Genomic DNA, 15,661 nt, shown 5'->3' on the forward strand with positions numbered 1-15,661 from the left:
TCGCCTCCGCTACCGAGGCTGACCGGAAGGCACGCAGAACATGAGCAGGCAACGCGACCGCTGGGCGGAACTGACAGGCGGACAAGCCGGAGAGAAGTACGCCCAGCGTTTCGCGCAGCTCGCCGAATCGGGCCACGACATCCACGGCGAGGCCACCTTCTGCGCCGCACTGCTGAAGCCCGCCGCCCGGATCCTCGACGCCGGCTGCGGCACCGGCCGGGTCGCGATCCGGCTCGCCGAGCTGGGCCACCACTGCACCGGCGTGGACACCGACCTTTCCATGCTCGCTGTCGCCCGCGGTGACGCCCCCGCGCTGGAATGGGTCCACGGCGACCTGGCACACCTGGATGCCCTCGGCCTGAAACCGGGCTTCGACCTGGTGGTTGCCGCCGGGAACGTCATCCCCCTGCTGGCCTCCGGCACCGAAGCAGCCGTCGTACAGCAACTGGCCGCCGTCCTGCGTCCCGGCGGACTGCTGGTAACGGGCATGGGGCTGGACGCGGCACACCTGCCGCTGCCGGAACCTCCAGTGACTCTGCCGGAGTTCGATCACTGGTGCACCCAGGCCGGACTGACCCTGCGCCAGCGCTACGCCACCTGGGGCGCCGATCCCTACTGTCAAGGCGGCGGCTACGCCGTCAGCGTGCACTCCCGCCCCACCACCTGACCGTGCCGTCGCGCAGCAGTTCCCGCTGCTCGCCCTGGTCGCCACCGCCGGCCTGCTGCTCGCCGCCGGGCTCACCGCTCCGGCGGCCGACGCCGCCCCACAGGTGCCGCGCGTGCCCGCGAAGGCCAAGTCCGCCAAGGACACAGTCGCCGCGATGGAGCCCAGCTGGAACCTCGGCAACACCCTGGACGCCTTCCCGAACGAGACCTCCTGGGGCAACCCGCTCACCACCAGGGCGCACCTGGCGAAGATCCGCTCGGAGGGCTTCCGCAGCGTCCGCATCCCGGTCACCTGGACCGACCACCAGTCCGCCACCGCTCCGTACGCCGTCGACGCCACGTACATGGACCGGGTGGAGGAGGTCACCGACTTCGCGCTGGCCGAGGGGCTCTACGTGGTGCTCAACGTGCGCCACGACTCGTGGCAGTGGGTCGGCAAGATGTCCACCGACCATGGCAACGTGATGGCCCGCTTCAACTCCCTCTGGACGCAGATCTCGTCGACGTTCAAGGACAAGCCGCGCACCCTGCTCTTCCAGAGCATCAACGAGCCCGAGTTCGAGAACGCCACGGACGAGCAGAAGGCCACGTTCCTGAACGAGCTGAACACGTCGTTCCACAAGATCGTCCGCGGCTCGGGCGGGCAGAACACCGACCGCCTGCTCATGCTGCCAACGATCTACTGCAAGCCTGACCAGCCGCTTATGGACGCGCTGTACAACACGATCAAGTCCCTGAACGACCCCAACCTGGTCGCCACCGTGCACTATTACAGCTGGTTCCCGTTCAGCGTGAACATCGCGGGTGGCACCCACTACGACGAGACCGCACGGAAGGACCTCGACGGTGCCTTCCAGCGCATGCGCGACACGTTCGTCGCACGCGGCATCCCGGTCTACCTCGGTGAGTACGGGCTGCTCAGCTGGCCGGACCACCACCCCTCCCGTCTCGAGCGGGGCGAGGCCCTCAAGTACTTCGAGCACCTCGGCCACGCGGCACGCCAGGCCGGAGTGACCACCGCCCAACCGCGAGTGGGGGCTCGTGTACTGGTCGCACCGGCTGTCCACCTGGGCCGACCTGTGGACCCCGGAGGGCAACGCGCAGCCGCAGTACGACCTGGCCTGGCAGGCGTTCCAGGCACGCCAGACCGCCGAATTCATCGCCTGGCAGGCCGACATCGTGCGCGAGTACACATGGCCGGAGCAGTTCGTCACCACCTGCCTCGCCCACGGTTCCCCCGGCCTGGAGGACGACGCGATGACCGACAGCCTGGACGTCACCGCGGGCAACCCGTACTACGACATGCAGGACAGCCTCACCATGCCCGGGCCGCCGCGCGAGAAGCTGCCGCAGCAGTGGATGGCGTACGGGGCGTGGGCACTGCACCACAGCGCCGACCGGATCTACTCCTCGCGCCAGGAGGATCACGGAGACCAACGCCCAGGCGATCGGCGGCAGTTCGGACAACCGGCCCGCCTTCGACGGGCAGTGGCGGCAGGCCGCGTGGGCGCTGGTCGCGCGCGGCGCCCGCATGATCGAGTACTGGCACTGGCACACGCTGCACTTCGGCATCGAGACGTACTGGGGCGGGATCCTCCCGCACAGCGGCAGGCCCGGGCGCGCCTACCGCGAACTCGCCCACCTCGGCGAGGAGTTCGAGCGGGCCGGCGACCTGGTCGCCGGCATCACCCCGGACGCCGACATCGCCATGGTGTACTCCGCGCCGAGTAAGTGGCTGATGCGCAAGCACCCGCCGCTCGCCGGAGCCGACGGCGGCCCGGACACGTATGCGTACGAGGGCATCTTCGAACCGTTCTACCGGGGCGCGTTCGAGGCGGGGCGCCAGGTACGGATCCTGCACGCCCGCCGGTTGCACGATCCCCGCGGCGAACGCCCAGGACTGGCACCGGAGTCGGCGGCCGAACGGCACCCCGTGCTCATCGCTCCCGCTCTGTACGTGGCGGACGACGGCATGCTCGACTGGCTCGCCGCGTACGCCGACGCGGGCGGCCATCTCGTGCTCGGGCCGCGTACCGGCTACGGCGACCACGAGGCGCGAGCCCGCCACGAAGTGACGCCCGCACGACTGGTGGAGGCCGCGGGGGTCCGCTACGAGGAGTTCAGCAACCTGCAAGCCGACCTGCCGCTGCGCACCGCACCGGAAAGCCCGCTCCAGCTGCCGGGCGACGCGGTGGCCACCCGTTGGGTGGAGGGGCTGGCCGTCGAGGACGCCGAGGTCCTGGCCGAGTACGCCCATCCGCACTTCGGGCGCTGGCCCGCCGTCACCACCCGCCGCCACGGTGCGGGCCACGTCACCTGCGTGGGCACGTGCCCGGCCGCGATCTCGCCCGCGCGCTCGCCGTACGGCTCGCCCCCGCCCCGCGCAGCGGCTGGCGGGATCTGCCCGGCTCGGTCACGGTCTCGACCGGCACCTCCCCCCACGGCCGCCGCGTCCACGTGGTCCACAACTGGAGCTGGGAGCCTGCGACCGTCACGGTACCCGTGCATCTGACCGACGCCCTCGACGGTGGCGCGCTCCCGGCCGACACCGCCGTGAATCTCCGTGCGTGGGACGTCCGTGTCCTCGCCGCCGAACCGGACGCCCCCGCGGAGGAGCGATGACGTCCGTCAACCAGGCTTTGGCCGTCTGCGGCGGCTGGGACGGACACGCCCCCGCCGCCCCCAGGGACCGCTATGTCACCGACAAGACCGAGTGAGCCCGCTCGTGCTCCGATGCCAGAATGGCGCCGTATGGGCGGGCGCACGCAGGGGCGGGCGAAAGGTCGGCCCCCCGGAACGAGGAAAGGCAGCTGTGGCGGTCAAGAACGAGGATGCGGCGAAGGACAGCGAGCAGCCCGCGTCGGGCGGCGGGCTGCCGTCGGTGACCATCGCGTACATCGCGGAGTCCGCGGGCGTCTCGGTCCCACAGTGTCCAAGGTGCTCAACGGCCGCTCGGGGGTGTCCGACGAGACCCGGGCCCGGGTCGAGGAATTGATCAACAAGTACGGGTACCGCAAGCCCCCGGGAAGCCGCCGCCAGAAGATCGTGGAGCTGGTCTTCCGCGAGCTGGAGAGCATGTGGGGCGTGGAGATCCTGCGCGGCGTGGAGGAGGTGGCCAGCAGGAACCGGATCGGCGTGATGGTCTCCAAGTTCGGCCTGCACGACTCGAAGGCCGCGATGGACGAGACCGCGGGGCGGCGCCCGCAGTGCGTCCTGTCGGTGTCCTGGCTCTCCGAGGCGGAGCGCGGCCGCCTCGCGGCGAGCAGCATCCCGTACGTCGTCTTCGACCCGATCGACGACGTCTCCGACGGTGTCCCGTACGTCTCCGCCACGCACTTCAGGGGTGGCCAGTCCGCGGCACGCCACCTGATCGGCCTCGGCCACCGGCGCATCGCCATGATCAGCGGCCCCGATCACGCGTTCTGCCTGGCGCGGATGGCCGGTTACCGCTCGGCGCTGGAGGCGGCCGGGCTTCCTGTGGACCCGGAGCTGATCGTCCGCGTGCAGCTCACCCGGGAGGACGGGCACTCCGCGGCGGCCGAGCTGCTCGCCCGTCCCGACCGGCCGACCGCGATCTTCACCGCCAACGACCTCCAGGCGCTCGGCGTCTACCAGGCGGCACGCGAGGCCGGCCTGCGCATCCCGGGGGACCTGAGCGTGGTCGGCTACGACGACGTACCGGTCACGGCCTGGGTGGACCCGCCGCTGACGACCGTGTACCAGCCACTGACCGAAATGGCTGCGGCGGCAACGGAGTTGGCGCTGACCCTCGGCCGCGGCGAGAAGATCCCTCAGCTCGGCCTCGAGATCGCCACCCACCTCGTGGTCCGCGAGAGCACGGCCCCGCCGCAGGACTGAGCGCCGCTGTGACCGGGAGCGCTACTTGGCACCGGGCAACGTTCGTGACCTGCGCCGATGCCAACTACCTTCCTTAGGTCCACGCCCGGATTCAGAGGTTTAGTTGGCACTTTGGTACACCGCAGGTCACATGGGGCCCGGGGTACCTCAATGGATCATCTGGTCGCTGGGCCAGGCACCACCGACAGGAGATCGACGCTGCGCCTGAACTACCGCACCGGCTCAATGCCCTCGAGGCAGCCAGCCCAGGGGCGGAGCCGGTCATCAGGAGCGGCCGGAACATCACTCCATCGGTATGAGCCCCGAACTCTACGGGGTGCATGGTGGAGGACCCAGGGGTGTCCCTCGTGACTGAAGCCGGTTCCCATCCAAGCGGTGTGCTGGCACGCAGCCTTGACCCGCTACCGGAAGGATCGCTGCCCGGGTTTCTCCTGCGCCTAGTACTCCAGCCGGACTTCTGTATTTGTCCTGGTCAACGGCCTGGCGGTGGGGAGTGTAGCGGGGGCTCAGCATGCGCGGGGCGGTCTTGGGCTGACCGTCCCACCAACGGGTGCCCACGCCGCATGTAGTGACAGCGCGGCGAGCAGTCCATTGTCGTGATCCACGATGTACCGACGAATGCCTGGGACTTGGAACTCGAAGAACTCTTCCTGATGACCGGAGCCCGCTTCAGCCGCGTAGAGGTCCGCCGGCGGATGCGGGACTACGTCCGCGGACTGCTCGGCCCGGTGGGTCGCAAGAACAGCTGGCAACTCGCCGCATACGCCGGCCACGCCACCCCGCACGGCCTGCAGCACCTGCTCTCCCACAGCCGCTGGGACACTGACGGCCTGCGTCATGTCCGGCAGTTGGCGCTCGGGCTGCTGTCGGACCTGCTGCGCAAGAACTGCTGGACCATCGCCGAGTGGACCGGCCCTCATACTGCTCTGCAACGAATCCAGCGCCTGTTCTTCATCCAGTCCGTCCGCTCCTGGGTGTGACTGTCTCGCCCACAGGTTCGGGAACGCGGCCGACCGGCCCGAGCGCCGGCCGCGGTACGGCTCGGACATGAGCGATGCCGAGTGGGCACTCGTGCGGGATCTGCTGCCGGTGCCGTCGTGGATGGCGGGCCGGGGCGGGCGTCCGGAGGGCTACTGCCACCGAGAGATGATCGACGCGGTGCGAAAGGCTGGGCCAACTGGAGATGAAGGCGGCCGCGACTACTGCGGCCGCCTTCACACTTCTGCTTACGCTCGGGCCCAGCGTTGGTTGACGCCGGTGTGGCAGCTCCACACGATCACCGCAGCGCCGTTGGCGGTGCTGCCGCCGTTGACGTCCAGGCAGAGTCCGGTCTGGACGTTGCTGACGGTTCCGTTGGTGTTCACATTCCATTGCTGGTTCGCGCCGCCGGTGCAGTCCCAGATCCGTGCTCGGGCGCCGGAGGCGGCGTTGCTCGGCACGTCCAGGCATCTACCCATCACCCGCAGGGTCTGTCCGGTCCGAGTGAACTGCTGGTTGGTGCCGGTGTGGCAGTCCCAGATGATCATCTGGGCGCCGTTGGACGAGTTGGCACCGCTGACGTCCAGGCATCGGTCGGCGGACTGGCTCCGCAGCCGGAATGTGGTCGGGTTCGGGATCGGGTCAGCACCCGTGAAGAAGCTCCAGATCTCTTCCTTGACCCAGCTCCTGGCGCCGCTCTCACAGCCGGCGCACCCGTCCACGGGGCCTTGCTGGTGACCTCCGTCGAACGCGGCCCAGACGACCGGATACCCCTCTCGGCAGCCCGAGTAGGCGGTGGTGATGTGGGTGCGGCTGCCCGGCGCGGGCTCCGGCGGGTTCTGGGCCGTACAGCCGTTGTTACTGACGAACCTGTCCCGCATCCCGCGACCGGCGCCGATGTTGTCATTGATGCCGTGGATCCCCATGTACGCGAAGGGCTGGGTGCCCCCGCTGCAGCCGCTGATCCCCCCAGGCGCGGCTATCGCGGCGACCGCGCGGAAAACGTTCGGCCTGGCACATGCGAGTGCGTAGCTCATGGCTCCGCCGTAGCTGAACCCGAGGGCGAAGCGCTGCGTGGTGTCGACACAGAGATCGTTGTCGATACGTCTGATCATGTCGTCGACGAAGGTCACGTCCTCGCCACCGGAGTTGCCCCAGCCGTTGTTGATGCCCTGCGGAGCAACGAAGATCGCGCTGTTGTTCGCCAGTCGCCGGAGTCCGTAGTGGGCATAGACATCGCCATCGCTTCCGCCGCCGGCGACTTGCCCGGCGGTGCCACCCAACCAGTGGAATCCGAAGACCAATCGATGTTGGCGGGTGTTGTCGTAGTTTTCCGGGATGCTCAGGATGAAGGAGCGATTCTTACCGCTGCTTTGAATCGTGTGCGTACCGTTCGTCAGTGTGGGGGCACGTCCGCATCCGGCAGTCCCCGCAAGTGTGGCCCCGGCGGTGGGCGACGTGCTGGCCACAGCGCTGGCTTCTGCCACGCAGGCCATGGCAAGCACGAGCAATGCCGCTATCACGGCTCGCCCAGAGAACAATCTATGGATCGACATCATGCGACTCCCCCGCTGCTCGGTGACATGGCTCTACCTGGTTGTTCGGGCCGCAGTTCGCCCTGGGGCTGGATGCGGTGCAATTCGAATCGCTGGTTGGTGCTACCAGTGGCTGCCCACTGGGAGATGCGGGCTCCGTCGGCGGTGGAGGCCTCCCACACGTCCAGGGCGAGGCCGCTCTGCCGGTTGACCAGACTGATCACGCCACCGCCGTGGTCGACTGTGCGCCACTGCTGGCCGGCGGCGTTGGTATCCGACTGCTGGGTGATGTCGGCGCCGCTGCTGCTACTGGCGACGTGCAGGACCAGACCACTGTGCCCAACCCGGATCTTGTAGTGCCCGGTGTCGGAGGGCAGGAACTCGAAGTGCTGGTTGAGACCGGCGGTGATCTGCCACTGGATCAGCCGCGCACCTGCGGCCGTGGACGCACCGTTGATGTCGGCAGCCTTGCCGCTGTGCTGGGCCACCAGCCGATAGGCCACGCCGGCCTCCACCGGCCCCGACCTGAGTGCGGACGCGCGGTAGGTTTTGCCGGCCTGGCCGGCGAACTCGATGAGATCGGCCTCGAGCCGCTTCGGCTGGACCGGCTCGCCGCTCGAATCGTCCCGCAGCGTGAAGTCGCCGGCGAAGATCCGACTGCGCACCCGGACGGCACCGGTTCGGTCGGGTGTGACGACGAACTCGATCCGGCCGCTGCTCCATTCGGCGCCGACGGTGTATCCGCCGCGGCCGCGCAGTCCGCTCACGCGCCCCGTGGGCCAGGCGGTCGGCAGCGCCGGCAGCACGTGCAGTTCGCCGTTGTGGCTCTGCAGCAGCATCTCCGCGATGCCCGAGGTGGCGCCGAAGTTGCCGTCGATCTGGAATGGTGGGTGCAAATCGAACATGTTGGGCGCGAGCCGGTCCGTCCGCACCAGGTCCCGGATCAGCTTGTGGGCCCGGGCGCCGTCCTCCATCCGTGCCCAGAAGTTGATCTTCCACGCGAGCGACCATCCCGTACCGTCGTCACCGCGCAGTTCCAGCGTCCGCCGCGCGGCCTCGTGCAACTGGGGTGTCCCGCGCTTGGTGATCTGGTTGCTCGGATGCAGACCGTACAGGTGGGAGACGTGCCGGTGAGCCGGCTCGGTCTCCACCCAGTCGGCCAGCCACTCCTGGATATTGCCCCTGGAGCCGACCCGCATCGGCGCCAGCCGGTCCCGGGCCGCCACTGCCTGAGCGCGGAAGGTGGCGTCCACCCCGAGTATTTCGCCGGCCCGGGCGGCGCTGTTGAAAAGATCGCGCAGGATCTGGTTGTCCATGGTGGGCCCCGCGCAGACGGTGGCGTTCGCATGGTGAGTGAGCTCCGGAGAGTTCGACGGGTTGGTGACCAGGTATCCGAGCGTCGGGTGGGCGACCAGGGTGTCGAGGAAGAACTGGGCGGCGCCCTTCATGGCCGGATAGTTCGAGCGGAGAAAGTCGATGTCACCGGTGAACAGGTAGTGGTCCCAGATCAGGGTGGCCAGCCATGCGCCACCGGTCTGCCACATCCCCCACTGCGCTCCGTCGACGACCGAGGCGCCCCGCCACGCGTCGGTGTTGTGATGCGTCACCCAGCCGCCGGCGCCGTACTGCGCCTGGGCCACCCGGGCGCCGGTCACGGTCAGGTCGTTGATCATGTCGAAGACCGGGAGGAAGCATTCGGACAGGTTCGTCGTGTCGGCGGGCCAGTAGTTCATCGGCAGGTTGGCGTTGATGGTGAACTTCGAGTCCCAGGACGGAGCCATCTGGTCGTTCCAGATGCCCTGCAGGTTCGCCGGCTGGGTGCCTGGCCGAGAGGATGAGATGAGCAGATACCGGCCGAACTGGAACAACAGGGCGGAAAACTGCGGGTCGTTCACTTGCGCGTGCTGTGCGATCCGTACGTCGGTCGGCTGGTCGGCCGCCGTCGTACGTCCCAGATCAACGGACACCCGGTTGAACAGCGCCTGATAGTCGGCGAGATGCCGGCTGCGTAGTTCGTCGATGCCGACGTTGCGGGCAGCGTTGAGGCGGCTCCGCGCGATCCCCTGGTAGTCGCCGTCGACGTTCCGGAAGTTGACGTAGCTGGAGCCGATCGACACCAGCACCGTCGCGCTGGTGGCGCCGGAGACCCGCAGCGTGCCGCCCGAGCTGCTGACCGTGCCGCCCGTCACGGCGGCATTGGCCAGGGCGAGGAACCGGACCCGCCCGGCGATGCCCTCCATGCCGGCGGAGATGCCGTCGAGGGCGATCGTGGCCCCGTCCGGGCTGGACACCGTAGTCCGTTGTGGACTGTCGAATGTGGCGTTGAAGGTGATGGAGTTGGCCCGGTCGGCCGTCAGCCGGACCACGATCACCTGGTCAGGTGCGCTGGCGAACACCTCACGCTGGTACCGCACGCCGTTCAGCACGTAGGTCGTGATGGCCGTGGCGGTGGTGAGGTCGAGCGTCCGGTTGTACTGCGACGCACCGGTAGCGCTGCCGAAGGAGAGCAGAAGGTTTCCGACCGGCTGGTAGGCCAGCTGTCCGGCCGGGCTGCCCAGCATCGTCTGATTGATCAGGTCCTGCGCCGGCCCCCACTGATCCGCGAAGACCCGCCGCCGGATCTCCGCGATGTTGGCCGCGCCGCGGGTGTTGGCGGAGTCGTACGGACCGCCGGCCCAGACGGTGTCCTCGTTGAGCTGCAGCCGTTCGGTGTCCACGTTGCCGAACACCATCGCGCCGAGGCGTCCGTTGCCGATCGGCAGTGCCCGCAGCCAGTCCGCTCCGGCCGGCTTGTCGTACCACAGGGCGAGGTCGTTGGCGGCCAGAACCTCCGGCGGCGCGGCCGAGCCGCTCCTGGCAATGGCCGTCCACCCACCCGGCACGATCCCTGCTCCAGCCGCCGCTCCGGCGGCGAGAAACCGTCTGCGTGTCACCTCGGACATGTCGTTCTCCCTTCACGGACTGGAGCAGGTCACTGACTTTGGTGATGACAAACCGCCGTGAGGAAGGCGACGGTCGTACGCTGTCTTCTCCGACGAGCCGCAGGCCGGCCACCGGCTGGGTGACCGGCCCTGCGCCGGCCTCAGTCCTTCCTCGCGAATGCGGCGTCGAAGGCGGGGCGGCCGGCGCGCCGAGCAGGACAGACCGCCACCCGCCATCGGGCACGTATCGAAGCGCGGTCCGTAACTGGTCGAGGGTCATCGGCCGACCCCCTTCGTCGCCGTCACGGTCGAGGTCTCGGCCGCCACTCCTGCCCCGATGGGCGCGAGGCGGGCCACGGCGCGCAGGAAGTCCAGTGAGCGGTGGGCCACCGCGGAGGCGGCGAGCGAATGCCGGGGCAGGTCAAAGGCGACCGCGCCGAGCGACCCGTTGATCTCCACGCGGAGCGCGTTCTTGCGCCCGGTGGCGAACCTCGTCGCCTCGTAGAACAGAACGACCCTTGAGCTGCCGGCAGACCGTCTACTGTGGCGTCGTTGTTGCCATCGGCTGGGCCGCGGCCGGCGGTCACCGTCCACCGTGTCCGCCGAGTCGGGCGTCGCGTCGCGCGTCAGTGTTCTGGATCTGCCATCTCTGGTTGTCGCCGCCCCAGCACGCCCACAGCTGCACCTTGAAGGTGGCGGTGTTCACGTCGAGGCAGAGGCCGGAGTGAACGCTGCGGATGGTGCCGTCAGCGCCCACCGTCCAACGCTGGTTGTCGCCGCCGTTACACGCCCACGTGCCGACCACGGTGCCGTTCGTCGTCCCGCTGCTGTACGCATCCAGGCACTTCTGGCCCCCGACTGCGGTGATCTGTCCGCCGGCCGTCAAGGTCCACTGCTGGCCATCCGTGTTGGCGCAGGTGTACACCTGGACCTGGATGTTCGCCGTGGTCCCGTCGGGAATGTCCAGGCAGCGCCCGGTGCTGACGTTGCGCAGCAGGCTGGTCGGGGCCGGGACGTCGCCATCCAAGCCCCAGCCGTATCTGAGGCGCTCGCGGCCGCCGGCGCTGGGGGTGCTGAGCGTGAGGTTGGTACCGGTGCCGTGCAGTTTCTGCATGGCATACCAGTCGTCGCCCTGGCCGGCGCGTATCTTCCCGCCCAGCCCGGGCCAGTAGATGGAGCCGATCCGCAGTTCTCGGAGCACCGTGGTGGTGGCCCGGAAGTAGCGCACGAAGTTGTCGGTGCTGCCGGCGTCGTGGTAGTTGAGCCCGATATCCATCGGCGCGCCGAACTCGTCGACGACAGTGCGGTCGGCGCAGGAGCCGATCGCGTTCCGCAAGTACGCCACCCACTGGTCGTAGGTCTTCGCGCCGCTGAAGAACGTGTAGTGGTGCAGCGACAGGAACGTCCCGTCAAGGCGGCGGTCGGCGCACATGGATCTGATGTCAGTGTTCAGGCCGGCGCCGCTGACGAAGATGCGGTTCCGCGGAATCGACGGGCGGCGGCTGATCCAGTTGCTCACCACGTCCGCCCACTCCCCGGCGCTGTGCCCTCCCGGTTCGTTCATCGGCTCGAAGTAGACGAGGCTGTTCGTGCCGTACCGGGCAAGCACGGTGTTCCACATGGTGTCGAAGGCGCTCGGGTTGACGATGCGACCGCCGCGGGCGGCCACCCCGTCGTCCCAGTAGGAGAGGACGACCTTGAATCCCTTCGCGGTGGCTGCGTCTATCGCGCCCGTATACGCGCTCCACCAGCTCGTCCCGACTGTGTAGGTGTTGATCGGGAGCCGAACGGTGTTGGCGCCGAGGTTGTTCTCGAAGCCGGTGTAGATGGCGTTGGCTTTCGCCACGACCGTCTGGTAGCTGTCGGAGCCGCTCAATCCGTGCAGGACCAGCGGTCCACCGTGGAAGTTGTCACCGAGCCGGGCCCAGTTGACGCCGCGGAACTGGGCGGTGTCGGCGGCGGCCGGCGAGGCGTCGCTCTGGTGCTCGACGACCGCGAGCGCGCTGAGAGCGGTCAGGATGCAGGCGAGCGCCCGGGCGAGGTAGCGCCGACGATGGGTGTGGGGCATGGTCGTGCCTTCCCGGTTGGCGGTGTGGTCACGTCTGCGCTGTGCAGGCTCTGTTGACGTTGGCCGCCTGCCGGCAGCCGGCCGAGCCGGCGCGGAGCTTGCCCTCTCCGCGCCGGCCTCCTCCCAGATCGCTCGCGCAGCGAGCATGTCAGCGTCATGCCGCTGCCGTTGGCGCCTGGAAAGCCTCACTCCCGGCTTCGCCCGGATCTCCGGTCAGCAGGTGGAGTTGGTCTGGGTGAGTAGCCCCATCCGCCACGGCAGGGAGATGTAGTCGCCGCCGGCGTTGGGGTCCATGCCCTGGTACAGAAACTGCAACTGGCACGGGTTCAACGGCACGGTCTGGTCGTCACCGGCCCCGGATCAGTTCCCCGTGGCTGAAGTCCCGGGTCCACGCCGGGCCCGAGAACGTCACGTTGTAGGAGCGGGCGAACGGGCTCGACTCCGTCATATCGTTCTCGGCGACGACGCTGTTGAACTCGCGGTTGAGAACCGACATGTAGGGGCTGTCTGAGAACTTGTACGTGCCGACCGCGGCGCCAAAGTAGCGGCCCTTTTCCGCCGCTGAGGCGCCCAATGTGGACGTCGCGTCGGCGGTGCCCGTGAACAGCGGCACCGTGCCGGCCACGACCAACCCGGCTGGCAGGGCTAACAGCAGGGGCAGGATCGGCTCGGGCCCGGGGCCACCGCGGCGGATCAGCCGAATGCACGAATTCGTTCATCACCGGCACCTTTCGAAGTCGGAGCCACCTCACTGTGTTGGCGCCAGCAATCCGTAGATCGCTTTTGGCTTCCACTTTCACAGGTCATGAATGAGGCACGTTACGCGTCGACGACTAGAAGATTGACAGATTGTCATGGTCCAATCAAGAGGGAGTCGTCGATATATGTGAGCCTTGGCCGTCGTGCAACTAACCGAAGACTCGGGACTATTGGCGGCCACCCCTCATAACCTTTTCAGGCGGCGAATTGGAGTGCCGGACGCGTGTAAATCGCGGCAGTTTTCGTTATCGGCGGCCGGCTTGAACAGTCGCAGTCGCCGTAGTGCCGAAAAGCACGGTGCCGTCACCGAACGCGAAGACTTGGGTGCCGACTCAAGCGGCCCTCAGGCGAGTTGGCCGAATAACCCAGCCTCGACGCGGGCAACCGGCCCGGAGCCGACCTCGGCCGATCGGCTCCCATCACGACGGCATTCTCGGTCGCCCCGGCGAGCGCAGGTTTGTCGAGCACCGTGGCCGACCGCGCCAGCGGGGCGGGGAGCAGCGCCAGGGCGACGATCAGCCGCTCAAGGGGCACCAGTTCGTCGGCGGTCCGGCCGCAGTCCGCACAGGATCGGGTGTGCCGGGTGATGCGCTTACGCCACAGCGTGCTCGGTACGCCGTCCCAGCCCCCCAGCGCGGCAGTCAGCTGTGGGCACCGGGGGCTGGCTTCCAGCGCGGCGACGAGTGACCGGCTCAGCTCCAGCTGGTTGCGCATGCGCTGGACACGCACACCCGCGTGAGCGACGCTCGTTCCCAGCGCCGCCGCGAGCTCCGCCCTCGTCAGCCGGCCCGCGGTCTCCAGCCACCACAGCGACAGCAGCGCCCGGGCGTCCGGGTCGAGCCATCGACTGGCGCGTACGGTCTTTCGGCGATGACCGGACAGCTCGACGTGGATCAGGGCCAGGTTCTCGGCGTCGGCGTCCGGCGGGTCGGCCATCTCGTCGAGGGGGGCCGTCCGTTCGGCGTCCGCCTGCCGCCGGTGCAGATGGGTGCTGATCTGTCGTGTCGCGATCGTGGCCAGCCAGGGCCGGAAGCACTCCGGGGCGCGCAGCGTGCGCAGCTCAGGAAGTGCCCGCAGCATCGTCTCCTGCACCACGTCGTCGACGTCCGCAAGCTCACCCATTGCCCTGCGCACGATCGCGTATACCAGCGGCAGGTACGTCGCGGCCAGGTCGTCGAGCGCTCGTGGATCGCCGGCCTGTGCGGCGACGACCAGGCTCGTCTCGTCGGCTCGGCCGGCTCGCATCACGGGCCCATACACGTTGCCTCGGGCGAGGCCGCCCCAGGTGCCGCGGGCGTCGCCACCCTCGGGTTCGCACGCACGATCGACTCGGGTGCGGCCGGCTGGTAATGCTGGGCCGCCCATCATCGCCCCAGCCATCCGCCATCAACGGGAAGAACGATGCCGTTGACACAGTCCGACGTCGGGGAGGCGAGGAACACCGTGGCCCCGGCGAAATCGTCGGCGCGTCTCCAGCGACCGGCCGGAATCCGGCCAAGGATCGCCTGGTCGCGCTGGGGGTCCGCGCGTAGCGCCTCGGTGTTGTCGGTGGCGATGTAGCCCGGTGCATTGACGTTGACGCCGCGCCCACCCCACTCCTTCGCCAGGGCCGGCGCCTCGGCGACCCGGCTCTCGATCTCGAGGGTGCGGGCCCCGCGGTAGACAACCGCCTTCATCGATCCTCCATCCCCATGGTGTCGAACGTCCCTTCCGCGGTGGATCGGCATGGTCCAGGGGTGACCGCGAGCAGCCGGCCGACCTGCTCCGGCCGTATGTGCGGTCCGTCGGGTGCATGTGCCGTTCGCTGACGGGCCGCGGTCATCACCGTTTCGTCGTTCCGGATGCCCAGGCCCGGCATGTCGCCAAGCACAAAGGCGCCGTCCTCGACGTGCAGGTCCATCGAGATGCCGATCGACGGCTGCAGGCCCTGCAGCTCGCTGACGAGGTGGTTGGGCACCGACGTCGCGGCGTGCAGCAGCGCGACAGGCGTGTTGCCGATTCGGGCTGACCGGCAGGGCGTAGGCGTGCGCCAGCGCGGCGACACGCAGGAAGTGGGTGACTCCCCAGACCGCGGCCGTCTGGACGATGTCGACGCCTCCGGCCGCGATCAGCGGGCGGAACTGCTCGAGGCCGGTGAGGTTCTCCCCACTGGCGACCGCCGTCCGTACGCCACGGCTGACAGCGGCCAGGCCGTCGGCGTCCCAGCGCCGGACTGGCTCCTCGATCCAGGTCAGGTCGAGTGTGCGTTCCAATTCACCGACGTGGCGTACCGCCTGCTTACGGCTCCAGGACTCGTTCGCATCCAGCATGAGCCCTGGCCGGGTCCCGTGCGCAGCCTCGGTCAATGCCTCGCGCACGAGCAACAGCCGGTGCCGGTCACGCTCAATGTCCAGGCCGCCCTTGAGCTTCGCCGCCCTCAGCCCGCGTTCGGCATAGAGCTGGTAGGTGGCGACGAGCTCGTCGTCGGTGGGGCCGATGTCCAGGCCGGAGGCGTAGGCGTGGACCATGCGGTCGTCGCCGCCGAGCAACCGCCACAGCGGCTCACCCACGGCCTGTGCCTTGGTGTCCCACAACGCCGTGTCGAACGCACCGATCGCGCCGAACACGACGCCGGCATGCCCGGCTTTGAAGGTGTGCCGCAGCATGCGGTCGTAGAGGGCAGTCACCGCGCGCGGGTCCTGGCCGTCGAGGGCGGCGAAAATCACGTCGGCTTCTACGTGCGGTCCCAGGCCGACTCCGGTGATCCCCTCATCGGTCTCGACGATGACGACCGGCACGGGCACGACGCCGTCGACGTAGATGCCATTGGCGTCACCGACAGGTCGACCCCAATGCTGCGCCGTCGTCAGGCTTCTGTACCCAGTGATGCGCATGCG

General features: G+C 68.8%; 8 protein-coding genes and 6 pseudogenes. 5 read left to right on the forward strand and 9 right to left on the reverse strand.

Translation table 11 applies throughout. The annotated features are described in order from the left end of the window. Nucleotides 1-40 precede the first annotated feature (40 nt). The 5 genes and pseudogenes from OHT21_RS00550 to OHT21_RS00565 form a co-directional block, all read left to right on the forward strand. On the forward strand, nucleotides 41-667 hold the full coding sequence (locus OHT21_RS00550; protein WP_328766098.1) for a class I SAM-dependent methyltransferase: 627 nt from the start codon (nucleotides 41-43) through the stop codon (nucleotides 665-667). Nucleotides 668-821: 154 nt separating this feature from the next. Continuing rightward, a pseudogene (locus OHT21_RS44555) lies at nucleotides 822-1,577 on the forward strand (glycoside hydrolase family 5 protein); the annotation flags it as partial. Nucleotides 1,578-1,689: 112 nt separating this feature from the next. After that, nucleotides 1,690-3,288 (forward strand): annotated as a pseudogene (locus OHT21_RS44560) (beta-galactosidase); the annotation flags it as partial. A gap of 259 nt (nucleotides 3,289-3,547) precedes the next feature. Further along, nucleotides 3,548-4,524 (forward strand): annotated as a pseudogene (locus OHT21_RS00560) (LacI family DNA-binding transcriptional regulator). 653 nt (nucleotides 4,525-5,177) lie between these two features. Then, nucleotides 5,178-5,447 (forward strand): annotated as a pseudogene (locus OHT21_RS00565) (transposase); the annotation flags it as partial. Nucleotides 5,448-5,750: 303 nt separating this feature from the next. Here OHT21_RS00565 and OHT21_RS00575 read toward each other — a convergent pair. From OHT21_RS00575 to OHT21_RS00615, 9 genes and pseudogenes are all read right to left on the reverse strand, one after another. Beyond that, on the reverse strand, nucleotides 5,751-7,061 hold the full coding sequence (locus tag OHT21_RS00575) for a ricin-type beta-trefoil lectin domain protein (protein WP_328766100.1): 1,311 nt from the start codon (nucleotides 7,059-7,061) through the stop codon (nucleotides 5,751-5,753). Next, the gene (locus OHT21_RS00580) at nucleotides 7,058-9,979 is read right to left on the reverse strand and encodes a glycosyl hydrolase family 95 catalytic domain-containing protein (protein WP_328766102.1); all 2,922 of its coding nucleotides are present in this window, start codon (nucleotides 9,977-9,979) and stop codon (nucleotides 7,058-7,060) included. The genes OHT21_RS00575 and OHT21_RS00580 overlap by 4 nt, the downstream gene beginning before the upstream one ends. Before the next feature lie 255 nt (nucleotides 9,980-10,234). Beyond that, a complete protein-coding gene (locus tag OHT21_RS00585) occupies nucleotides 10,235-10,417 on the reverse strand; it encodes a hypothetical protein (RefSeq protein ID WP_328774456.1) in 183 nt (60 codons plus the stop codon). A 124-nt stretch (nucleotides 10,418-10,541) separates the two neighbouring features. Then, entirely contained in the window at nucleotides 10,542-12,026 is a 1,485-nt protein-coding gene (locus OHT21_RS00590) for a ricin-type beta-trefoil lectin domain protein (RefSeq protein ID WP_328766103.1), read from the reverse strand. A 213-nt stretch (nucleotides 12,027-12,239) separates the two neighbouring features. Then, nucleotides 12,240-12,362, reverse strand: a complete 123-nt coding sequence (locus OHT21_RS00595) for a hypothetical protein (RefSeq protein ID WP_328766105.1) — start codon at nucleotides 12,360-12,362, stop codon at nucleotides 12,240-12,242. Nucleotides 12,363-12,372: 10 nt separating this feature from the next. Further along, the gene (locus tag OHT21_RS00600) at nucleotides 12,373-12,651 is read right to left on the reverse strand and encodes an endo-1,4-beta-xylanase (RefSeq protein WP_328766106.1); all 279 of its coding nucleotides are present in this window, start codon (nucleotides 12,649-12,651) and stop codon (nucleotides 12,373-12,375) included. 437 nt (nucleotides 12,652-13,088) lie between these two features. Further along, the gene (locus tag OHT21_RS00605; RefSeq protein WP_328766107.1) at nucleotides 13,089-14,030 is read right to left on the reverse strand and encodes an RNA polymerase sigma factor; all 942 of its coding nucleotides are present in this window, start codon (nucleotides 14,028-14,030) and stop codon (nucleotides 13,089-13,091) included. A gap of 119 nt (nucleotides 14,031-14,149) precedes the next feature. Beyond that, a pseudogene (locus OHT21_RS00610) lies at nucleotides 14,150-14,395 on the reverse strand (SDR family oxidoreductase); the annotation flags it as partial. Between the two features lie 384 nt (nucleotides 14,396-14,779). Then, a pseudogene (locus OHT21_RS00615) lies at nucleotides 14,780-15,658 on the reverse strand (mandelate racemase/muconate lactonizing enzyme family protein); the annotation flags it as partial. Nucleotides 15,659-15,661 lie beyond the last annotated feature (3 nt).

The organism is Streptomyces sp. NBC_00286, assembly GCF_036173125.1.
Lineage (GTDB): Bacteria > Actinomycetota > Actinomycetes > Streptomycetales > Streptomycetaceae > Streptomyces.